The organism is Bacillus sp. RC252 (assembly GCF_044909215.1).
In the GTDB taxonomy this organism is placed as follows: Bacteria; Bacillota; Bacilli; order Bacillales; family Bacillaceae_G; genus Bacillus_A; species Bacillus_A mycoides.
The window spans coordinates 58,091-80,879 of sequence record NZ_JBIYDV010000025.1 but is presented as its reverse complement, the minus strand read 5'-3'; the positions used below and the strand labels follow the sequence as shown (position 1 = coordinate 80,879).

Here is a 22,789-nt window from a genome sequence, read left to right as displayed (position 1 = left end):
CCACTGCCACCAGAGCCATTGCCGTCAGAACCACTGCCGCCAGAACCACTGCCACCAGAACCGTTGCCGCCAGAACCGTTGCCACCGGAGCCATTGCCACCAGAGCCATTGCCACCAGAGCCATTGCCACCAGAGCCATTGTCACCAGAACCATTGTCACCAGAACCACTGCCGTCAGAACCGTTGCCACCAGAACCATTGCCGTCAGAACCACTATCGTCCTGAGAACCATTGTTTCCTGGAGGTTTATTATTATCTTTTGAATTACCTTCTGCTAAATTATCGTTATTTTGTACAATAGCGTTTGTTATTGGATTGAAGTTTTCAGTTGCAGCATTACCAATATTTAAGCCGCTAAAAAAGGATAAAGAAAGTGTTGATGCTAAAATGAATATTTTTGTCATTGTTTTCCTCCTGAAGAAAAAATTATTGTTCCATCTAAAATACACCCCTTTGTAATATTTCATAGGAAAAAGAGTTTTATGCAAAAAAAACTATATATAGAAAAAGGTGGTGTATTTCTAAAGGGAGAAAAGAGTTAATGTAAATTCCTTGCAGACAGTAGAGTGATGGAGAATTTACACTCATAACAGTAGAGGAAGTGGCAACGGATGAAAGAATATATTGCATTTGATATTGGTGGTACGCAAATTAAATATGGAATTGTTTCAGAAATAGGTGTAGTACTAATACATAAAAAGGTCCCGACAGAAATTCACTTGGGCGGGGAACAAATTGTTCAAAAGCTTATATATTTATCAAAAAAGTTAATGACTGAATATACTATTTCCGGAATTGGTATTAGTACAGCGGGAATTGTTGATATTGATAAAGGAGTTATAACGGGAGGTGTGGATCATATTCCGCGTTATGCTAATATTTCTATTGTTGAGAGATTACAAGAAGTATTAAAAGTTCCTGTATCTATTGAAAATGATGTTAATTGTGCAGCCTTAGGAGAGAAATGGAAAGGTACAGGGAGGGGAGAAAGCGATTTTATTATGCTTACGCTTGGAACGGGCATTGGTGGAGCAATTGTTATAAATGGAGAGTTATACCGTGGACATTTGTTTGGCGCTGGGGAATGGGGGAACATGTTAATAGAAGGGAAAACTTTTGAGGAGGTTGCCTCAATTTCGGGATTAATTCATCTTGTACGAAGATATAAAGGTAAAAAGGAGTGGGATGGTAAAATAATTTTCGAATTATATGATAAGGGTGATAGCGGTGTTACTCAAGCCGTGAAGATTTTCTTTAAACATTTGGCGATTGGTATTAGCAATCTTGCTTATATTTTTAATCCGAAAATGATTATTATTGGTGGGGGAATTACTGAAAGAGGCGATGATTTCTTAAATGAAGTGAAGGAAGAGATAGGAACATACTTAAATCAAGAGATTTATAGTAATTGTGAGATTAAACTTGCGCAAAGCGGTAATTGTGCAGGAATGATTGGCTCTATTTACCACTTATTACATCAGTATAAATAAATATAGTATCTGTTTTCATATAATTGAGAATTTATCCTTTTTCTCATTAGATAAATAATGCTACAATATAAGAGAAGAATACAATGTTTTCCGAGTTGGAAAATGCTTTGTAGAAAGGAAGAAACTTCATGCCTATTATTTTAGAAAAAGGACAAAAGATTGATTTAACGAAAGGACAACCTAGAGTAGCGAAAATGCAGGTTGGCTTAGGCTGGGATCCAATTGGGCAATCAGGTGGATTTCTGTCTTCATTATTTGGAAGTAAACCAAATGTAGATTGTGATGCATCAGTTGTTATGTTAGAAGGGGATCGTTTTTTAAACAAAAATGATTTAGTTTACTTCGGCAACAAACTTTCTACTTGTGGTAGTATCATTCATTCAGGAGATAATTTAACAGGTGAAGGCGCTGGTGACGACGAAACAATTTTCGTAGAATTACATAAAGTTCCGAGCCGTATTAATCGTCTAGTATTCGTTGTAAATATTTATGACTGTGTAAATCGTCGTCAAGATTTTGGGATGATTCGCAATGCATATATTCGTATTCAAAACCCACAAACAGGTGAAGAATTAGCGCGTTATAACTTGTCAGATAATTATGCTGGCAAAATGACTTTAATTGCAGGTGAAATGTACCGACATGGAAACGAATGGAAGTTTTCAGCAGTGGGAGAAGGAACACAAGATAAAAACTTAAGTGAGATTGTATCACGTTACCAATAAAATAAACCAAGGAGGAATAGTATAATATGGCATCTATTTCATTGAAAAAAGGACAAAAGGTAGACTTAACAAAAACAAATCCAGGTCTTTCGAAAGTTCTTGTAGGACTTGGTTGGGATACGAATCGTTATGATGGACAAAACGATTTCGATTTAGATGTTAGTATCTTCTTAGTAGGTGCTAACGGTAAAGTTTCAGGAGCAGAGGATTTCGTCTTCTATAATAATCCAAAAGGTGCGAATGGTGCTGTAGAGCATTTAGGAGATAACCGTACAGGCGAAGGTGAAGGCGACGATGAAACAATTAAAATAGACTTAAAAAATGTTCCTGCTAACATTGAGCGTATTTGTTTCACAATTACAATTTATGATGGAGAAGGCCGCAGCCAAAACTTCGGACAAGTTTCTAATTCTTTCGTACGTATTATGGATGAAGAAAAGAATGCAGAATTAATTCGTTACGATTTAGGAGAAGATTTCTCTATTGAAACAGCTGTAGTAGTAAGCGAATTATACCGTCACGCAGGTGAATGGAAATTCAATGCAATCGGAAGTGGATTCCAAGGTGGATTAGGTTCTCTATGTAATAACTTTGGTTTAGATGTAGAGTAATAGATTTATATATCCATCAGTGAAACGCGTATTTACTGATGGATATATTTTTAAAAATTAAAATATAGAGGTGAATATATATGGTTATTCAATTGCAAAAAGGACAGAAAATAGATTTAGCTAAAACAAGCCCAGGTTTATCAAGAGCAGTAATTGGTCTTGGATGGGATATTAAATCTTATGATGGTGGATCTGATTTTGATTTAGATGCATCTGCCTTTTTATTAGATGCGAACGGGAAATGTACGAAGGAGACTGATTTTATTTTCTATAATAATTTACAGTCTCCTTGTGAATCAGTTTTACATACAGGAGATAACCGTACAGGTGCAGGTGACGGTGATGATGAGCAACTTGTTGTCGATTTGAAAAAGGTTCCAGCAGATGTTCATAAAATTGCTATTACAGTTACAATTTATGATGGTGAAGGCCGTAATCAAAACTTTGGACAGGTTGCAAATGCATTCGTTCGTTTAGCAAATGAAGAAACAAACGAAGAAGTTCTTCGTTTTGATTTAGGGGAAGATTTCTCCATTGAAACAGCAGTTGTCTTTTGTGAATTATATCGTCATAATGGACAGTGGAAGTTTAGTGCAGTAGGAAGCGGATTCCAAGGTGGATTAGGTGCGCTTGTAAAAGCGTATGGCTTGGATGCATAAGAAGGGAAACGACATTCGTTTCCTTTTTTTGACCTTTCTATAAATCTAGCAAAGAATAGGGGATAAAGGTAAGATGAGTATTTTGCAAGGAATCCTTGATACGTATGCTCAGTTTTTCGACTTGGACATGTGGATTAAAGTGTTACAAGATCCAGTATCTTGGGGGTTAATAGGTACACTTGTTGTACTTGAAGGGTTATTATCTGCTGACAATGCACTTGTGTTAGCGGTAATGGTAAAACATCTTCCAGAAGAAAAACGAAAAAAAGCATTATTCTATGGACTTATTGGAGCTTATGTATTTCGTTTTATTGCAATTGGAATCGGAATGTTCTTAATTAAATTAGCATGGGTAAAAGTGTTAGGTGCACTTTACTTAGCTTGGCTATCAATTAAATACTTCATTGATAAACGAAAAGGTAATGCAGAAGAAGAGGAAGCTCATGGTATGAACCAAAATAGTATTCTCTTCAGAATGTTTGGTGTCTTCTGGGGAACGGTTGCGATGGTTGAGTTAATGGATATTGCGTTCTCTGTAGATAGTGTACTTGCTGCATTTGGTGTATCGAATGAAGTTTGGATTTTACTATTAGGTGGAATGCTCGGTATTTTAATGATGCGCGGTATCGCTGGCGTATTCTTAAAATTGTTAGAGCGTATTCCAGAACTTGAAACGACAGCATATATTTTAATCTTAATTATTGCAGCAAAAATGCTACTGTCTGTCGTTCATATTGAAGTAAGTCATATGCTGTTCTTTATTATTTTAGTTATAGCGTTTGGAGCAACATTTATACTTCACTACATGAAGAATTCTGGACAAGCTAAAGAAGAAGTTGCAGCTACTAAAAATGAACATAAATAATTGAAATGGGTTTGCTCGTTATGCGAGCGCCCATTTTTTATAACTAAAAATAGTTTATAATAGAAGAGAGACTTTATAAAAAACGTAAATGTTTTTGGAGGTGAACTGTTGTGTTTTCACGTTTTACACTTCAACCATGTGCATTAAAAGATGAATCAGATTTAAAGCAATTTGAAGCGCTTTTAGAAAAACGCCCACAATATGAACTGACAGAGAATGAGATGAAATTTAGTTACATAGCAAGTCGCATTCTTGGTGTTCCGAATGATGTAGATGAATATTTCAATGAACTATTTGATTATAATGAAGCAAAAGGGATCGAGGTTTTGCATGAACAAAATTTAAATAAGGTGATTGATCCCGAAAAACTGCGCCATATTCAAGAAGTTTTTGCATTACATCAAGAAGCGCCGAATGGACTTACAGTAAATAGGCTTGTAGCACATTTGTCTGGAAAACAACTATTACCGCAAGTAGACAATCCTGATTTACAGCATTATATACATACGACGTTTATTTCTGTATTGAAATTGTATGAGAAACAACATAATCAATCTTTAAAAACAGAAGGATTCCGGCGTTTCTTAATCGATATGATTAAATTAAGTGAAAATTACGTAGCGAAGTGGTTCTCTACGATTAATTATAAGAAACAAATGCCGCGTGTCGTTTGGTACGGTGATGCGACGGAGAGCCGTATATATTTCTTATACTTTCTTATTATGCTCGGTTGCGATGTGCTTTATTATCACCCAGAAGGAAAAGATGGATTTGAGAGTGTAGATGAGGAAGGAAAGACCTTTGTCGTATCTCATTCAGGCCGTATTTCATTGGAACCATTTCCTGATCGGCGTCGTGAACGCGTCGCAACGGTAGCTTATCAAGCTTCAAAAGAAATCGAGCAAGTACTTCACCACGATAATTCATTATTATATAAACCGTGGCAATTCCGTTCGTATACACCTGTAGCCCGTACGCTCAAAACGACGTACGATGAACTCTTTTTAATTACGAAAGAAAAGGCATTTGTACGTCCAACATTCTTTGTTGAAAATAAGCATATTTATATTCCTTCTTTATTTGCAAAAATATCAGGTGTTTCAAAGAATGATAAAGAATATTTTCAGCGATTAAAGGCTGTTACATCATTTGATAACAGTTTCTTGATTAATACATTCCCGTTTACGAAAGAACAAAAAGCGAATTTCCAATATCATTATCGAGATGCATTGGACCGCGCAGGGAAGTTACATCCGGATTTAATTATGAACAGCCATTGGTGGCCACATAAGCGTTTACCAGAAGGATTACAACATGGTATTGCAGAAGCAATGATCCATACGTGCGAAAGTGAAATGTGTAAACCAATTGCGAAAGAGACGAAACAAGATGTAGCACTGTATGTTTTCGCACAACTCTCTCAAATACCACCGAACATTTTAGAGCAGCTTGAGAAATTTGATTATTCGCAAGAAGTACCGAAAATTGTTATATTTAATAATGAGAAGAGCGGAGAATTAAGTCGTTCTGATGCTGTGTTATTACTATTTTTAAATCAAATTGGAGTAGATGTATTCCACTTTAATCCAACGGGGAGAAACGATATTGAACCGTATATTCAATCAGGAGCATTTGATTCACATTGGCTTGAAGAAGTTAATTTCGATCTTGAATTTCATGGTTCATCAGCCTATAAAAATTTATCACAAACAATAAAAGGACTATTTCGTCCATTTTTATAAGGAAAGGGAGAATACCATATGAATAACCCAGTCGTACTAGATTCGAAAACAGAATTGAATGAGCAAACCGCACAAGATGTTCGCTTGCAACTTAGACAAGATGCAGAAGTGCAACGTATTTATAACGCAGTAGATATTAAAGATCAATTAGAATTAATTGAACTCGGAAAAGAACCTTCTATGGAAATTTCACGTTTCGCTGATCAAATTTTACATACAATGTCTTTATCGAAAGTAGAAGACTCAGGTGAATTATTAAAGCAGCTCGGTAAAATTATGGACAGATTTGATAGTAAAGACTTTGCGGAAGAGAAAAGTGGTTTCTTCTCACGTATGTTCAAAAAAGCAGATAAAATGATTGAACAAATCTTTAGTAAGTATCAGACGATGGGTCGCGAGATGGATAAAGTATACGTAGAAATTACGAAGTATCAAGATGAAATGAAAAAATCAATTGGTACGTTAGATGGTTTATATGAGCAAAACTTAAAGTATTATTTAGACTTAGAAAAATACGTAGTAGCTGGGGAAATGTTATTAGAGCGTTTAAATACAGAGTTAGTTCCGATGTACGAAGAGCGCATACGTAATAATGATCAGTTGGCGGGTATTGAATTAGAATCGCTTAAAAACTCTGTTGAAATTTTAGAACAACGTATTGATGATTTAGAAAAAGCTCGTATGGTTGCTCTATTAACAGCACCACAAATTCGTATGATTCAACGCGGTAACAATAAATTAATCGGTAAAATCAATACGGCATTTATTACAACGATTCCTATCTTTAAAAATGGTATCATTCAAGCGGTAAATGCGAAACGTCAAAAGCTTGTTGCGGACTCTATGGCTGAACTTGATCGCCGTACAAATGAATTACTTAAGAAAAATGCACAAAATATCGCAACTCAAAGTGTGGAAGTAGCGAGATTATCAGGTTCTTCTAGTATTAAGATGGAAACACTTGAGGAAACTTGGAACATTATTTCAAGAGGTATGCAAGAAACACAACAAATTGAAGAGCAAAATAAACGTGAGCGTGAAGAAAGCCGCAAGCGCATGGCTACATTAACAGAGAACATCAAAAAAGAATTACAAGGATAAAGAAAAGGCAATGAGGAACAGTCCTCATTGCCTTTTAGTTTCTCTTAACTAATTTAATGATTTCATTCACAACAAGCGGAATGATACTTAACAAGAGAACAAATCCCCAATCTCGCATTGTTAATGCATGCACACCAAATATATTGGCAAGAGGTGGGATGGAGATGATACACACTTGCATAAGAACACCGATTAGAAATGAGAAGACTAAATATTTATTTGTAAATATCCCAATTGAAAAAATTGATTTCGTTCTTGAACGTAAGTTAAATGAATGAACGAGTTGAGAAAAACTAAGAACGACAAATGCCATCGTTTGGGCGTGTAATAGAGCGTCTTCATCAATTTGATCTGGGAAGAGAGGAAATAAATTTGTATCTCCTGTATAGAGCTTTGCCCCAACGATAAAGGCTGTTAAAGTAAGAAGTCCAATTACAACCCCATTGAAAATAAGAAAAGGAACGCTGCCGCTAAATAAGCTTTCTTTCGCATGTCGTGGTTTTTCCTTCATCACATCTGGATCTTCAGGATCAACACCGAGTGATAATGCAGGCAGTGTATCTGTAATTAAATTTACCCACAAAATGTGAATAGGGCGTAGTGGTGTTGCCCAGCCGAGTAAAATAGCTAAAAAGAGAGCTATAATTTCGCCGAAGTTACAAGAGAGTAGGAAGAGAATAGACTTTTTAATATTACGATAAATATTTCTTCCTTCTTCAACAGCTTTCACAATAGATGAGAAGTTATCGTCTGTTAAAACTACATCTGCTGCGCCTTTTGCGACATCTGTTCCTGTAATTCCCATTGCTACTCCAACGTCTGCTTGTTTTAAAGATGGAGCATCATTTACACCGTCACCAGTCATGGAAACGATATTTCCTTTAGCACGTAATGCTTTTATAATCTTCACTTTATGTTCTGGAGAGACCCTAGCGAATACATTTAAGTGATTAATTTTACTTGCTAGTTCTGTATCTGGAATGGTATCTAATTCAGTTCCAATCATGATTTCAGATATTTCTTCAGCAATGCCAAGTTCTTTGGCAATTGCAAAGGCGGTATCCTTATGATCACCCGTAATCATAACTGTGCGAATACCAGCCTTTTTACATTCTGTAATTGAATCTTTTACTTCTGTACGTGGTGGATCAATCATACCGACAAGACCGATAAAGATGAGATTTTCTTCGAGATGATTTATATCCATATCGTTTAAATCGTATCGTTTATATGCGAATGAAAGTACTCTTAAGGCTTCTTGCGACATTGACCCGGCAGCTTCTAATATTTGATTTTTATCAGAATCTTTTAGGACCTCAAGTTTATTATTTATAAAGATATGGGTACAGTGAGGTAAAAGTTTATCAATAGCACCCTTCGTCATGCTATAGTAGCCTTCATCGTACGTATGTACAGTTGACATCATTTTACGATCAGAATCGAAAGGCAATTCGTTAACACGTTCATGTTTATTTTCTAAATGATCTTTTTGAATGTTAAAAGAGCTTCCGGCAACAAGAAGGGCAATTTCTGTAGGATCCCCTGTTTGTGAGTCGGCACCGTAAGAGGCATCGTTGCATAAAACCATATTTTCTAATAATAGACGGTGTGCATCATTATTTACATTCAAATTTTCTAGCTGGTCGTATGTGCGATCACTATAAAAGTGAGTAACGGTCATTTTATTTTGAGTTAATGTACCTGTTTTATCTGAACAAATAATTGTGACAGAACCGAGAGCTTCAACAGCTGGTAGTTTACGAATGATAACGTTTTGTTTAATCATACGCTGAACACCAATTGCAAGAACGATGGAAACGATAGCTGGTAAGCCTTCTGGAATGGCTGCAACAGCTAAACTAATTGCGGTCATAAACATTTCTAACGTATCCCGGCCCTGTAAAAAACCGATGAGAAACATAGTAGTGCAAATAGCTACAGCGACAAATCCTAAATATTTTCCTACTTGTGCTAAGCTTTTTTGAAGTGGTGTCATATCATCGTCTGCTTCATGTAAAAGGGTAGCGATCTTGCCAATTTGTGAGTTCATCCCAGTTTCAACAGCAACGCCGACGCCACGTCCGTATGTTACTAGCGTCGACATAAAGGCCATGTTTTTTTGATCACCTAATGGTACTTGCTCATCATTTTGCATGGAAGGGTGGTAGACTGCATCTTTATCGACAGGGACAGATTCACCAGTTAGAGCAGATTCTTCAATTTTTAAATTCGCAGTTTCGATAAGTCGTAAATCGCAGGGGATATACCGCCCAGCATCAAGCATAACAATATCACCTGGAACGACGTGCTCAGATGGAATCTCTTTTAGTTCACCATCTCGCTTTACGATAGCTTTAGGTGTTGCCATCTTTTTCAATGCTTCTAAAGCCTGTTCCGCTTTCGATTCTTGGATTACACCAATAACAGCATTTAAAACTACAACGAGCGCGATAATACTTGCATCGGCCCATTCACCTACAAAGGCGGAAATAAGGGAAGCGATAATAAGGACATATACGAGGACGTCATTAATTTGGGCGAAAACGCGCTGCCATAAAGTACGTTTTTGCTTGGTAGCTAATTCATTAGAACCATATTGCTTTAAACGTTCATTTACGATTTTATCTGTTAAACCGTGTTGTTCATTTGTTTCTAGGTCGATTAATGTTTGATTTTTCGTCTTACTGTACCACTTGCTCATAAGTAAGCACCTCCAGTAAAAACAGTTAGCAATGGTAGTGTGGCAATTTTTTTAGAGTAGTATGTATGGAGAAAAAATCTAAGGTGAGGTTCTACTTTCATTGTACAGTAATTTAGAATGTGAGGAGGAAAAGAGAAGAGTTGTCATGAATTTGTTGAAATTAAAAGAGCCTCGAATACGTGAGGCTCTTTGTCATTTTTTAATTAATGTACCTAATTCCTCAGTAATAGCTTGCATTTCACTAATACTGAATGTTTCACGTTTCATAACGTGCTCATAAATGTCACGTAAGTCCTCGTACATTTCTTCGTTAAAACTAGCAGCTCTCATTGCTCCAGCATTAACCATGCGTAATTTTTCTTTAATAGCTTCTACCATATATTCAACGTTTACTTCTGATTTTACGGATAAATCCACCGAAGTGTCCCCCTTTAAAATAACATAAGGCTATCTTAACATTTTTTTATCATTTTCGTTAATGAAACTTTTCAATCCTATTAAATTAGTAGGGATTTCCTTTATAATTAATAATTGGTTGTTTATACTATAGATATATATTAAGAAATGCACCAAGAAGGGAAGAGACAAAAATATGGTCCGAGTATTGTTTGTTTGTCTTGGGAATATTTGTCGTTCTCCAATGGCAGAAGCAATTTTTCGAGATTTTGTCGTAAAAGAGGGACTCGAAGAGAAAATTGTCATTGATTCTGCAGGAACTGGAGATTGGCATATTGGTCATCCACCACATAAAGGAACAAAAAAAATTTTAAAAGAAAATGAAGTCTCTTTTGAAGGAATTAAAGCACGGCAAGTAGAAAAAGAAGACTTAACAAAGTTTGATTATATTATTGCCATGGACAACAAGAATATAGCGGATTTAAAAAGTTTTGGTAAAACTGGAGGCTATATTGGTAGACTGTCCGATTTTGTTCCAGACGGTGGCTGGACAGACGTTCCTGACCCTTACTTTACAGGGAACTTCCAAGAAGTGTATGACCTTGTAACAGAAGGGTGTGCAAAGCTAGTAGCTTTCATTCGAAATGAACAAGGAATATGAGGAAGCTTAGAAAGTAATACTTTCTAATATAAGAAATGAAAGGGTGAAGGAATATGGCAAAGAAAAATAATATTGCTCGAAACATTGCGATTGGTGTAGCTGCAGGTGTAGCTGTATCTATGTTAAAGAAAGAAAACCGTGAAAAAGTAAAAAACACGGCAGAAAAAGCAAAAACAAAGATGATTGAAATTGGTGAAAATTCGAAGATAAAAGAAAAAGTGCAAACTGTTACAGATAAAGGACGCGAACTTGCTGATTTTAATGTAGTGAAAGCGAAAGTAGCAGAAATCAAAAAATTGACGCCGTCTGTTGTAGAAACGTTAAAAGAAACGAAAGAAATTTTTAGTAAGAAAAAAATCGTGCCAGTAGAAAAGCCGGAAACGATTGAAATTCAAGCTGTATCTCCAAAGGTAGATGAGCTTAAAGCAGAAGAAGAGCCAGTGGTAGCTGAAGATGGTGGTATGAAAGAAGCGCGTGAATTATTTATGAAAGACTCAAATGCAGAGGAAAAAAAAACTGAAGCATACATTGAGCTAAAGCAAAATAAAGAAGAGAAGAAAAGCGTCTAAAAAATATGAGGAAATTTCTAGAAAAAGCAAAAAGAAATCGCACTTTTTCGTTTGGGAAAGATTTATATGACCGGACGATGCGCGATGATGTAGCGGGCTTAGCAGCACAGCTCGCTTATTTCTTCTTGCTTGCGATTTTCCCTGGGCTTGTTTTCTTAATTACGCTTCTTGGCTTTATTGACCTTCAAACAGAAAGTGTGCTCAATTTATTAGAACCGTACGTACCAGAAGATGCGATGAATTTAATTGAAGTAAACGTAGATAAAGTTGTAAACGAACAAAATGGTGGTTTATTATCATTCGGTTTACTATCGATGTTATGGTTTGCTTCAAACGGGGTGAATGCGGTTATGAACGCTTTTAACCGTGCTTATGATGTAACAGAAACCCGTTCTTTTATTAAAACAAGAGCTTTATCTATCGTGTTCACGTTAGCGATAATTTTTATGATTGTGTTTGCACTAATCGTCCCAGTATTTGGACAAGTGATTGGGGCAGCCGTGTTTAAAGCAATTGGTTTATCGGATAGTTTTTCTTATGTTTGGAGTATTACGCGTTTAGTAGCAAGTTTCTTTGTCTTAATCGCTTTGTTTAGCTTTTTATATACATTTGCGCCTGATCGGAAATTAAAGCGAAGAGAAGTCATATCGGGAGCAATATTTGCTACTGTAGGATGGATTGTGGTATCGTACTCATTTGCCTATTATGTAGATAAATTTGCAAATTACGCTAATACATATGGTGGTCTCGGTGGTATCATTATTTTAATGTTATGGTTTTACTTAACTGCGTGGGTAATTTTACTTGGCGGTGAAATTAATGGTTTACTCCATCATTATAGAACGGGTGACAATAATTCCCGTAATGAAAAATGAGCTCTTGTTCCATAATAAAAGGGAACAGGGGGGATATTTCATGAGTAATAATAAAAAGAACCACAATAATAAAAGTAATAATAAACAAAAGAGCAGTTCGCATCCAAAGCATAAAACGAGCAGTAGTGCGAACGGTCACAATAGCTACCATTAAAAAAAAACGGGTCCTTTATCAGGGACCCGTTACTTATTTCCTTTTAATAATCGTAAGCCATTCAAGATTACAAGAATGGTACTTCCTTCGTGTCCAATAACACCGAATGGAAGAGCTAAAAACTGCAAGAAATTAGAACAAATCAGCATTGCAATGACAGCTAAAGAGAAGATAACGTTTTGCCTCACAATACGGTTCATTCGTTTTGATAAACGGATTGCTTGAGAGAGACGAGATAATTCGTTTTTCATAAGAACAACGTCTGCAGTCTCTAATGCTACGTCTGTTCCTTCACCCATTGCAACACCAATACTAGAAGTAGCGAGTGCAGGTGCATCGTTTATACCATCTCCAACCATGGCGACTATGCCGTACTTTTCTTTTAACTGCTTTATCGTTTCAACTTTTGTTTCCGGTAAACATGATGCGTAATATTCTTTTATATTACTTTCATTGGCAATTGCTTTTGCTGTTTCTTCATTATCACCAGTAATCATGATTGCTTCGACACCAATGCTTTGCAAATCACGAATAGCCGCTATCGTTTCTTGGCGAAGGGTATCTTTTAAAGCGATCAGTCCAAGAATACCATCCTCATCACTAATATAAACGACAGTTTTCCCCTCTTTTTCAAGTGAAGCAGAAATGCCATTATGAAATGTCTTTGTTTCTTCTCCAATAAAATCAGCTTTACCAATTTTATAAGATTTGTTTTCTAATATTCCTTTTAATCCAAAACCAGTTACATCTTCAACGTTTTCTGGTTTTTTTATCGTAATGTCGTAAGCATGTTTTGCATATTTAACAATCGCTTCTGCTAAAGGATGTGTAGAGTGACTTTCAATCGCTGCTGTAATAGAAAGTACTTCACTTTCTGCTATGCCTTCTCGAACATATACATCTGTTACAGTAGGTTTTCCTTGTGTTAATGTTCCTGTTTTATCAAAGGCAATCGCCTTTACTGAAGCTAGACGTTCTAAATGAATACCACCTTTAAAGAGAATACCGTTTCTCGCTCCGTTTGAAATTGCTGATAAAGTTGCCGGTGTAATGGCTGCAACTAGCGCACAAGGAGAAGCGACTACAAGTAAGATCATCGCGCGATAAAACGTTTCATTCCAACTCCAATCAAGTAAGAAATGAGGAACAAACATCATAAGCGCAACAACAAGTAGTACACCTTTTACGTATGTTCCTTCAAATTTTTCGATGAATAGTTGTGATGGGGATTTTTCGCTTTGTGCACTTTGAACGAGACGAATAATCTTTTGGAATAATGTTTGATCGCTCGGCTTCGTAATTTTAACTTCAATAGCACCACGTAAATTTACAGTGCCGGCAAATACTTCATCGCCGAATTTTTTCTCATTCGGAATGGGTTCTCCTGTAATAGCAGCTTCATCAATATTTGTTTCACCAGTATGAATTGTGCCATCAGCAGGAACACGCTCACCTGGCTTAATTAAAATAATATCGTTAATTTGTAATTGTTCAACTGGAACACGTTCCTCAATTCCGTTTGAAATACGTAATGCTTCTTCAGGTTGTAGATCAAGAAGCGCGGAAATTTCTTTTTGGCTTTTACTTAATGTATAAGATTCCATTGCTCCGCTTAATGCAAAGATGAAGATTAAAATAGCACCTTCTGCCCAGTAACCGATAACTGCGGCGCCGATAGCTGCAAAAATCATGAGCATTTCAACATTTAGCTCTTTCTCTTCAATTGTGTCTTCAATACCTTCTTTTGCTTTTGCAAATCCTCCAACTACATAAGCAAGGATATATAAAGTAATACCTGCACTTATTGCATCATTTTTTGTGAATAACCAACCAGCTAAAATAAAAATACCAGATGCGATTGCAAATATAAGTTCATAATGTTTCTTTAATGTATCCCATAAAGAGGGATGAGAAATATCTTTTTGTGCTTGTAATGTTTTTACTTCTACGTTCATTAATACTCGCTCCTTCCGAATTCTTATTGAGAAAAAGAATCAAAATCGAAACCCCTATAAAACGACGAAAGCTGCCATCCATAATGGATAGCAGCATTTCTGTTGAATCTGGTTTTAATAGTTATTATATTGTAATTATTCTATAGTATAGCATATGTTTTTCTTAGATGATATGTTTTTGTTTTAGTATAAAGTGAAACTTTAATTAGTGGGGGTTTTGTTCATCCCACGCTGATTATTAGCCCTCGTCAATCGGGCTTTTACGGGCAGCAGGGCTCCCACTTAACTTCTTTGCCCCAGCCGAATTTGGAGGTGGGAGTTTTACTGCCCGGCGAATAGCGGGATAAACTGAAAACTTGTGTTTTCGCATTTCCTTTGGTATATATGAATATTGTTCATAAAAAGGTCGGAAAGGAAGACATCAAGTTGAAGACAGAGAAATTTTTTACCCATCCGATTGGCGTGTTTATTGCTGCAATAGTAGCAACATTTTTATGGGGAAGCGCATTTCCCTTTATTAAATTAAGCTATGCTGAACTTGGAATTCAGCCACAAGAAGTCGGGGAACAAATATTATTTGCTGGCTATCGCTTTTTCTTATCTGGTGTAATGCTCTTATTATTTTTTAAAGCGTTAGGAAAAGATATGAAGTTCAAAAAAGGAACAGGAAAGCAGTTAGTTCAAATTGGCTTGTTTCAAACTTTTCTTCAATATATATGTTTTTATATTGGAATGAGTTACAGCTCAGGAATTGAAGGAGCGATTATTTCAGGAACATCATCATTCTTTCAAATTTTACTCGCACACTTTTTATATAAAGATGATGCTCTAAATAGGCGAAAAGTAATTGGAGTAGCTATCGGTTTTTGCGGTGTGATTTTAGTGAATGTACCGAGTGATGGAAGTTTATCATTTCATTTTGGAATAGGTAGCTTATTACTTCTTGGGGCAGCCATGATGTATTCGTATGGAAACATATTAGCGAAAGAAGGTAGTAAAACATTAGATATTGGGTATATGACAGCATATCAGATGATTTTCGGATCAATGGGGTTGCTATGTATAGGTGCATTTCAAGTTGGAATGATGCCATTCATATTTAATCTACATGCAATACTTATGCTCATATATTTATCGTTCTTATCAGCAGCCGGATTCTGTATATGGAATACAATTATGAAGTATAACAAAGTAGGGAAAGTCTCAATGTATATGTTCTTTATACCAGTTTTTGGTGTACTACTATCAAGTCTAATTTTAGGGGAAGCAATCCATTCCTTTGTACTATTTGGTTTAGCGTGTGTCGCAGCGGGAATTATTGTAGTAAATCGTAACCCGGTTAAAAAGAAAGTTGAGCAAGAAAAACAAGTAGCATAGAGAACAGAAAAACGATTAAAATGGAAGAATAGTATTGTTCTTCTTTTTTTACATAGAAAAAGGAGAATGTGATATATGTAACGAAAAAAAGATAGAATAAAGCATTTATTGAGGAGAACATATTATGAATGTACTTTACATTGTGTTAGTCGGGCAAATTATTCTTTTTTTAATGGGAGCAATTTATGCAATAGGACAGACGAAGAGAACGAGAAATAATATGCCGTTACCTTTAGCCGTTCGTCTTATTCTTAGTTTTTCTTTAACAGGAAGTGCAATTTGGATATGGTTACAAGATCCATCGGCTGAGTACAGTACGTGGGTTGCACTCGGTATGACTTTATCAACTGTAGGGGATTTATTTATGGCAGGATTAATTCCAATTGGTCATCGATTAATTGGAGGAATGGTTACTTTCGCTCTTGCACATTGTTTCTATGTGAAAGCATTTTTACAAACAGGTATTTCATGGAATGGTTTTTGGATCGGTTTACTCGTATACGGACTCTTTCTAATTATAGGGTGGTTTTTCTTTATTCGAAATGAAAAACAAGACAAACTTTTTACAATAGGCGCTCTAATTTACGGTTTGTGGGTTGGAGGAATGGCATGTTTTGCATTCGCCTTATATTACGAGAATATAGGAATATGGTGGATACCAGCACTTGGTGGTTTACTGTTTGTGATTTCTGATTTTATTATCGGCGTGACAGATATCGGAGGGCGCAAACTGAAGTATGAACCGCTTTGGATTTGGTTTACATATGTCGCAGCGCAGATGTGTATTGTATATGTAGGATTATAAAAAGATACTCTCAAAAATAGTTGATAGACTATTTTGAGAGTATCTTTTTTATTGCTATGCTATTATATTTGTTTGTTTAATTTGTGCAGTAATTTATACTTTCTAAGCATAAATTTCATAGGAAAAGTCCTGTTTGATAGATGGAAAACATAGTATATAAAAATAGTGAATTTATAAGGAATATTATTTTTATATTTGTAATATTCTAATGTTATAATTCAGAATTTTGTGGAAATTAACTAGTCGGAGTACTTATAATAAAAATAAAAAGATGATGAGATGGTGGAATGATGCAAAAGAAAAAACGTTTGCGTGAATTCTTTGAAATAATTGCAATTGCATGTTTATTAGTGTTTTTGGCAAAAATCTTTTTGTTTTTCCCTACGACTGTAAAAGGAGCATCGATGAGGCCGACGTTACAAGATGGAGATAAAGTAATTATTAATAAACTTGCAAAGAGATTTGAAAGTTATGAGAGAGAGGATATTATTGTCGTGAAGACAGATAATTTCTACGTGAAGAGAGTTATTGGATTGCCAGGAGATGTAATTGAGATGAAGAATGATCAATTATATGTTAATCATCAAGTGAAAAATGAAGAGTATTTAAAGAATAATAAAAAACAGGCAGAAAAATTACTTATCAATTTAACTGAAGATTTTGGACCGATTACAATTCCTAAAAATAAAATTTTTGTGATGGGAGATAATCGTTTAGTTAGTAGGGATAGTAGGAACGGCTTAGGGCTCATTGATAGAACAGAAGTATTAGGAAAGTTCATGGCGATATATTATCCATTTGAACATGTGAAAATTGTAGATTAAAAATAAGAAAAACCAAGCGAGTTAGTTGCTTGGTTTTTCTTATTTAAACAGTTGGTGTTTTATTTATTGTTTCTTGTGAAGCAATATGTTCATTATTTTGGTCGATATTTAACATGAATTTTCGTTGTAACAATTGCAATTTAAAGAGTGTTAAAGGATCATGATAAGTTTCTGGGTTCGTTCTTAGCTTTGTTAATGTTTGCTCATCTTCTTGTATTTCAAGTTGGGCCGCTTCTACGGTTTGTTTCAATATGCTAAGAGGGTCTTTAAAGAACATCATGATATCCCGTTCTAGCGCACCTTCAAACACTTCAAATTGTAGGAAGAATTGTTTTGAAATCATCTGAGCAACTTCTGTATAATCTTCTGTTTCAATATATTGTTTATATTTATTTGATAGCATAGATTGATTTTTTTGCATATTACCGAATAACTTTCCTGCACTTTTTAAGAAAAATTGTGTCGGTGTAAAGCGTAATAAAATATTGATGTTAGCTACTGTAATTCTATTCGTCATTCTTGCAACATCTCTATCCCAGTCATCTAGTAATTTGAAATCACAAGGAAGTTTAATACGCTCTTCCTCATAGAGCTTATTAAAGGTATCGCTCATTTCATCTAAATAAGCCTGAGCTTGAATGAATTCATTATGAGCAGTTTCAATCCATTCTTGAATAGACCCAGTAAACTTAGGAAGGAGCACTTGCTGTACATGTTTTTGAATTCTTTCATTCATTGCTACATTTAGTTCTTCATGGACCAGTTTGAAATCACTATCTTCTTGAACGAGGTCAGAGCAACTCTGCAACAATTCAGGAATTTGAGAATGTATATCCTGCGTAATCTCTTCTTTCGTTAAGAGATAAGATTCTGTAATAGAACGAATTTTATCTTTTTGAATGGCAGTAAGATTATTAATAAAACCATCAAGTTTTACTAAAATATGTTTATTCCAGCGAACGGATTTCACTAACGTATTTTCTAATTCCACACGTTCATTTACAAGGTATGCAATTGTTTTTTGGATAAACCATAATAATTTTTCAATGCGTTCTTTTTCCACGTTACGCTGAGTAAGGTTAGAAAGAATAGAGTCTGTTACGTTACCTAGCTGTTCACTACTCTCTTGTGAAGGAGAGTAAGGGAAAAAGTGTGCTTCTGGGAAATGTACGAGTATTTTCTTTTTAATGCTGTTCGTGATATTTTCACTAGTATTCGTATCAATTGTTTGTAAGACGAATTTAATTTGTAAATTTGGTACTTGCTCACGAATATATAATAATGTATCGAGCTCTTCATCATGTAATGGTGAAGCTGAATTTAGTACATAGATGAGACTATCTGCTGCCTGTAAGTATTCAAAGTGAGAGCTGTTTTTGTCAAGTTGTCCATGCACAGTAGGTGTGACAAGGAATGAAAACTTATTTTTTCGTAAAAATCTACTTGGTAATTTAACTTCAATACATTTTCTTTCTAGTTTTGACTGAGAAGGTACCGCTAGTATGTTATGAAGTTCGTCAAAGTTTGGTATATTTCGTATATCTAGTTCTGTAAGCTCAGTTATTTCAGTTTGACTATCATCTTTAAATGTAATTGAAGTTGTTATAGCCTCATTTAATATATTTTCTCCTAGTATAGAGTTAATAAAGGCTGATTTATCATAATCGCTAGCTCCTGCTACTAGAAGTTGTGTAACAGTTAAATCGTATAACTCACGAACAAGTAGTGTGAATTGATGACCTAAATCTACATCATTCTTCTCAGCCCATACAGCAATCGTTTCAAATAATGCTGATACGTCTGCCATATCAACATTTGCATGAGCTGATGCATTTGAAAGTAAGGCAAATGCGCTTTTTACGAGTAATGATTCTAGAGTTGTCGGTGAAATTTCATTCCATGCTAATACTGCTGCGGAGACAAGTAAAGAATCTTCCGCTTTCGTTAAACTAAACCAATTTGTTAATAAATCTGGTACAAGTCCTTGTAATTCGTGCATGAAATGTTGTCCAGTAATCAATTCGAAGTACGTCTCTTGATAGCGATTAGAAATTTCATTCCAATCATCATTAGCATCTACTTCAATATGTAAGAATAGGTGATTTATTGTTTGAATCCAAGGTAGATGGAATGATTCATTTTCATAGCTGTTCCAAAGTGAAATAACAAGTTCTTTAAACTGAACTTGATCAATAGCATATAAGGCTTTTAAAGATTCATAGAAATACTCAGGTTTTATCTTGTTAGTAAAGCCTCTGTTTACATAATTGATTAAAGTATCAAACCAGTGTAAAGATTTAGTTCGAATTCCTTCTTGAACCGCTAGTTCAATAGCATTATTCCAATCTTCTTGTTTTTCATAGAACGATCGAGCGATTGCAGTAATATTTGGATAGTCCGGTTGAAACGCAACAGCGTCACTAATCGTCTTAAATGCTAGACCTAAACGATTTTGCTCGATATAAAGAGAAAGAAGTTGTAGGGAAACTTCCATCGTAAGAGTTGTATCTTCTGTTTGGATAGATTTGTAAATTTCTTCTGCTTTTGGTAAGAAATCTAATTCGAAATAAGCATCTGCAATATTCTTCATAGCCCAGAGAGCAAGTTCATTATTTACTTTCTCCCATTTGAATATAGCGGCTTCAAAGTCGTTAGTTTGGAAATAAACTTCACCTTGTGCAAAGCGAATATTAGATATGTTGGAGAATTCATTTTTTGATTCATTTATATATGCTTCACCGAGTACTTCCGCTACCGGAATGGAAGAGTCTTCTGTTAAAAATGTTTTATAGTAAATCTTTTGGATAAATTGTTTTTCAATGGTCATGTTCGTTCCCCCTGTATAATTTAGAAAAATGATGTTGTATGTAAAAGGGTGCATGTTACTCTAATAGGTAGAAGTTGCATTATATAGACCAAACTATGTTTTTGCTAGATATATCATTTTTCTTGAGAGTTAAACCGTTGCAAAAAGTAACTTCCCTTTATTGTAACAAAAAAATAAGCCTATGAATTTTTATTTTTTTATCTCGCTATTTATAGGCAGTAAGACTCCTACACCAAAATTTAGCGAATGCAGGGAAGCTAAGTAGGAGCCCTGCTGCCCGTAAAATCCCGATTGGTTCAGGCTAATAATCAGTTGGGATGGATAAAAAACCCCACTGATTAAATCTCTGTTTAAGGAATGGAATAGAAGTAGAGTTCATTATAAAAACAATGTATAGTGAATATGTATACCATGTTTGTCTTAAAGATAGAATGGGCACAATATGGAATAACGATCGTGTATAGGATGTGTCTTCCGAATGGAACAACATATTGGCGAGTTAATCGCACATTATGGATATTTTGGAATTATTATAGCTTTAGCTGGCGGGATTGTTGGATTACCTATACCGGATGAGTTTTTATTGACTTTTATCGGATATAACATTTCAAAAGGAGTTATGTCAGGAACAGCTGCTTTTTTAAGTGGAATGGCAGGTGCAATGCTTGGCATTACATTAAGTTACATATTAGGTTTAAAACTTGGGCTCCCTGTTTTAAAAAAATATGGTCCGAAAGTTAGAATTAAGGAACATCATATTGAAAAAACACATATTTTATTTGAAAAATACGGTCCATTTCTTTTAATGATTGGCTACTTTATACCGGGAGTACGTCATTTAACAGCATATTTTGCTGGAGTTTCAAATTTAACATTGTGGCGGTTTTGTTTGTATGCTTACGGTGGTGCACTAATTTGGATAAGTGTTTTTATTGGCTTAGGTTGGAAACTGGGAGAGAAGTGGCGCTTTGTTGAATATAGTTTCCATCATTATGGAATATGGATTTTATTAGTTTCGGCAATTGTAACATTTATTGTGTGGATTTACATAAGGAAAAGAAAAAACCGCTAATAATAGCGGTTTTTTAGCTGAAAGCAACAAATAATACACCAGCTGTAATAAAGACTACACCAATACCAGTCATAAAGTTTAACTTTTCACCTAATATAATCATCGCGAGAATAATGGAAAATACTACGCTTAATTTATCGATAGGTGCTACTTGTGAAACTTTTCCTGTTTTTAATGCAAGAAAATAAAATAGCCATGACGAAGCACCAGCGATTCCACTTAATGTGATAAATAGCAGTGCTTTTTTATTTAGGAGGACATCACCGATATTTTGAAATTTACCTTGTATAATAATAACTCCTACCATAAATAATGCCATAATAATAGAGCGAATCGTTGTTGCAACGTTGGCATCGATTCCATCTAAGCCAATCTTTCCAAAAATAGATACGAGGGCAGCAGCAATTGCTGATAATAGTGCGAATAATAGCCATGAACTCATAGTGAAATTCCTCCAATCTTACATTATTATACATGAAAATCATTCTCATGTATAAAAAACGAAATAAACCCCCGCCCTATATTTTTAATAAGGTGGGGGTTTATTATACTACTCTGCTATTTCTTCATATAAAAAGTACGTTACATTATAAATATGCTCTACTTCATCGTCTGTCATAAATAATAATTCGTCACGTTCAATCCCTTTTTTCTTTTCAATAAACTCAATCATGTTTTTTCGTTCTTCTCTTTTCATCAATTTTTATTTCTCCCCTCAATCTGTTTTAATACAGTTTATTTAAGTTACTGCTATTATATAACAGAATCTTTAGAAAGTTCCACCTATTTTATTGTTTTTTCAGAAGAACCTTTCGACAAAACAAGCCCACCTAAGGGGGGCTTGTTTTTATTTTATAGTCGTAAAAACTCGGGATCGGTCGCACCAGCACTATCGATGTAATAAATTGTATCAGGATTGATTTTTATTAGTACGTAATTAGGATCTTCCGAACCGAGTAACCAGCGTTTTAAGCTATTAGTCCAAAATTTGTTTTTTAATGTTTGATCTTCTTCGATGGAAGCGATACCTTCAACTTCAATGTAATCTTCATCTAATTTCTTTCCCTCTCGTCCAAGTAGTACGTGCACATTTGGATTCTTCTCGATATCTGTTATCTTTTTTGAATTTCGATCTGTTGCAACATATAGTACAAAATCTTCGTGGAAAAACATCATAAAGGCACCATGTGGCTTATCGTTACGTACAGTAGATAATATACCTGTTCGTTGACCTTGAATAATAGTTGCGATTTTTTCTTTTAAGTGCATGCTTTTAACCTCTTTTCAATTTTTAATTCTTTCTGTCTAAACAAGACAATTTAAATATCTTTCATACTGTTTTCTTCAATTCGATTTTTTAAACGTAATTGTGATGAAATC

Annotated in this window: 21 protein-coding genes and 1 pseudogene; 14 read left to right on the top strand and 8 right to left on the bottom strand. The window is 35.1% G+C overall.

All coding sequences use genetic code 11. The features are described from left to right. Positions 1-404, bottom strand: a pseudogene (locus ABH960_RS26155) (cell wall anchor protein); the annotation flags it as partial. A gap of 207 nt (positions 405-611) precedes the next feature. Here ABH960_RS26155 and ABH960_RS26150 point away from each other — a divergent pair. From ABH960_RS26150 to ABH960_RS26120, 7 genes are all read left to right on the top strand, one after another. Continuing rightward, positions 612-1,490 carry an ROK family protein gene (locus tag ABH960_RS26150; protein WP_404449305.1) on the top strand — a complete coding sequence of 293 codons (879 nt, stop codon included), beginning with the start codon at positions 612-614 and terminating at the stop codon, positions 1,488-1,490. Between the two features lie 128 nt (positions 1,491-1,618). After that, on the top strand, positions 1,619-2,215 hold the full coding sequence (locus tag ABH960_RS26145) for a TerD family protein (protein WP_113937980.1): 597 nt from the start codon (positions 1,619-1,621) through the stop codon (positions 2,213-2,215). A 26-nt stretch (positions 2,216-2,241) separates the two neighbouring features. Further along, complete coding sequence (locus ABH960_RS26140; protein ID WP_002010225.1) at positions 2,242-2,826, top strand: TerD family protein; 585 nt, start codon at positions 2,242-2,244, stop codon at positions 2,824-2,826. Positions 2,827-2,906: 80 nt separating this feature from the next. Continuing rightward, a complete protein-coding gene (locus ABH960_RS26135) occupies positions 2,907-3,485 on the top strand; it encodes a TerD family protein (RefSeq protein WP_002091197.1) in 579 nt (192 codons plus the stop codon). Positions 3,486-3,558: 73 nt separating this feature from the next. After that, complete coding sequence (locus ABH960_RS26130) at positions 3,559-4,350, top strand: TerC family protein (RefSeq protein ID WP_002139507.1); 792 nt, start codon at positions 3,559-3,561, stop codon at positions 4,348-4,350. A gap of 110 nt (positions 4,351-4,460) precedes the next feature. Next, positions 4,461-6,092, top strand: a complete 1,632-nt coding sequence (locus ABH960_RS26125) for a YceG family protein (RefSeq protein WP_016093408.1) — start codon at positions 4,461-4,463, stop codon at positions 6,090-6,092. Positions 6,093-6,110: 18 nt separating this feature from the next. Beyond that, a complete protein-coding gene (locus ABH960_RS26120; RefSeq protein ID WP_002029585.1) occupies positions 6,111-7,193 on the top strand; it encodes a toxic anion resistance protein in 1,083 nt (360 codons plus the stop codon). 34 nt (positions 7,194-7,227) lie between these two features. Here ABH960_RS26120 and ABH960_RS26115 read toward each other — a convergent pair whose 3' ends face one another. Continuing rightward, entirely contained in the window at positions 7,228-9,894 is a 2,667-nt protein-coding gene (locus tag ABH960_RS26115; protein WP_404449301.1) for a cation-translocating P-type ATPase, read from the bottom strand. Between the two features lie 192 nt (positions 9,895-10,086). Then, positions 10,087-10,311, bottom strand: coding sequence for a DUF1128 domain-containing protein (locus ABH960_RS26110; RefSeq protein ID WP_113937976.1), 225 nt, complete (start codon positions 10,309-10,311; stop codon positions 10,087-10,089). Between the two features lie 175 nt (positions 10,312-10,486). On the opposite strand from ABH960_RS26110, the gene ABH960_RS26105 reads away from it, so the two are divergent. Genes ABH960_RS26105 through ABH960_RS26095 form a run of 3 tightly spaced genes read left to right on the top strand, consistent with a single transcriptional unit; the run spans position 10,487 to position 12,395 of the window. Next, a complete protein-coding gene (locus ABH960_RS26105; protein ID WP_002139513.1) occupies positions 10,487-10,951 on the top strand; it encodes a low molecular weight protein-tyrosine-phosphatase in 465 nt (154 codons plus the stop codon). Between the two features lie 53 nt (positions 10,952-11,004). Next, positions 11,005-11,520: a DUF4075 domain-containing protein gene (locus tag ABH960_RS26100; RefSeq protein WP_002063654.1), complete on the top strand. Its 516-nt coding sequence runs from the start codon at positions 11,005-11,007 to the stop codon at positions 11,518-11,520. Positions 11,521-11,525: 5 nt separating this feature from the next. Then, positions 11,526-12,395, top strand: coding sequence for a YihY/virulence factor BrkB family protein (locus ABH960_RS26095; RefSeq protein WP_002063656.1), 870 nt, complete (start codon positions 11,526-11,528; stop codon positions 12,393-12,395). Between the two features lie 183 nt (positions 12,396-12,578). Here the strand turns inward: ABH960_RS26095 and ABH960_RS26090 are convergent, their stop codons facing one another. Then, the gene (locus tag ABH960_RS26090) at positions 12,579-14,504 is read right to left on the bottom strand and encodes a heavy metal translocating P-type ATPase (protein WP_404449297.1); all 1,926 of its coding nucleotides are present in this window, start codon (positions 14,502-14,504) and stop codon (positions 12,579-12,581) included. A gap of 426 nt (positions 14,505-14,930) precedes the next feature. Here ABH960_RS26090 and ABH960_RS26085 point away from each other — a divergent pair, with 426 nt between their 5' ends. From ABH960_RS26085 to lepB, 3 genes are all read left to right on the top strand, one after another. Further along, positions 14,931-15,881 carry a DMT family transporter gene (locus ABH960_RS26085; RefSeq protein WP_061676181.1) on the top strand — a complete coding sequence of 317 codons (951 nt, stop codon included), beginning with the start codon at positions 14,931-14,933 and terminating at the stop codon, positions 15,879-15,881. 124 nt (positions 15,882-16,005) lie between these two features. Further along, positions 16,006-16,686 carry a lysoplasmalogenase gene (locus ABH960_RS26080; protein ID WP_002063659.1) on the top strand — a complete coding sequence of 227 codons (681 nt, stop codon included), beginning with the start codon at positions 16,006-16,008 and terminating at the stop codon, positions 16,684-16,686. Between the two features lie 287 nt (positions 16,687-16,973). Then, on the top strand, positions 16,974-17,510 hold the full coding sequence (lepB, locus tag ABH960_RS26075; protein WP_002010249.1) for a signal peptidase I: 537 nt from the start codon (positions 16,974-16,976) through the stop codon (positions 17,508-17,510). Between the two features lie 43 nt (positions 17,511-17,553). Here lepB and ABH960_RS26070 read toward each other — a convergent pair whose 3' ends face one another. Then, positions 17,554-20,337, bottom strand: a complete 2,784-nt coding sequence (locus ABH960_RS26070; RefSeq protein ID WP_404449294.1) for a tetratricopeptide repeat protein — start codon at positions 20,335-20,337, stop codon at positions 17,554-17,556. 478 nt (positions 20,338-20,815) lie between these two features. On the opposite strand from ABH960_RS26070, the gene ABH960_RS26065 reads away from it, so the two are divergent. After that, positions 20,816-21,409 (top strand): DedA family protein, encoded by a 594-nt coding sequence (locus ABH960_RS26065; protein ID WP_002091181.1) that lies wholly within the window; start codon positions 20,816-20,818, stop codon positions 21,407-21,409. A gap of 13 nt (positions 21,410-21,422) precedes the next feature. Here the strand turns inward: ABH960_RS26065 and ABH960_RS26060 are convergent, their stop codons facing one another. The 3 genes from ABH960_RS26060 to ABH960_RS26050 form a co-directional block, all read right to left on the bottom strand. Then, positions 21,423-21,851 carry an EamA family transporter gene (locus ABH960_RS26060; protein ID WP_002091176.1) on the bottom strand — a complete coding sequence of 143 codons (429 nt, stop codon included), beginning with the start codon at positions 21,849-21,851 and terminating at the stop codon, positions 21,423-21,425. A gap of 108 nt (positions 21,852-21,959) precedes the next feature. After that, the gene (locus ABH960_RS26055; protein WP_000817786.1) at positions 21,960-22,106 is read right to left on the bottom strand and encodes a BH0509 family protein; all 147 of its coding nucleotides are present in this window, start codon (positions 22,104-22,106) and stop codon (positions 21,960-21,962) included. 155 nt (positions 22,107-22,261) lie between these two features. Beyond that, positions 22,262-22,678, bottom strand: a complete 417-nt coding sequence (locus ABH960_RS26050) for a pyridoxamine 5'-phosphate oxidase family protein (protein ID WP_012260266.1) — start codon at positions 22,676-22,678, stop codon at positions 22,262-22,264. Between the last annotated feature and the right edge of the window lie 111 nt (positions 22,679-22,789).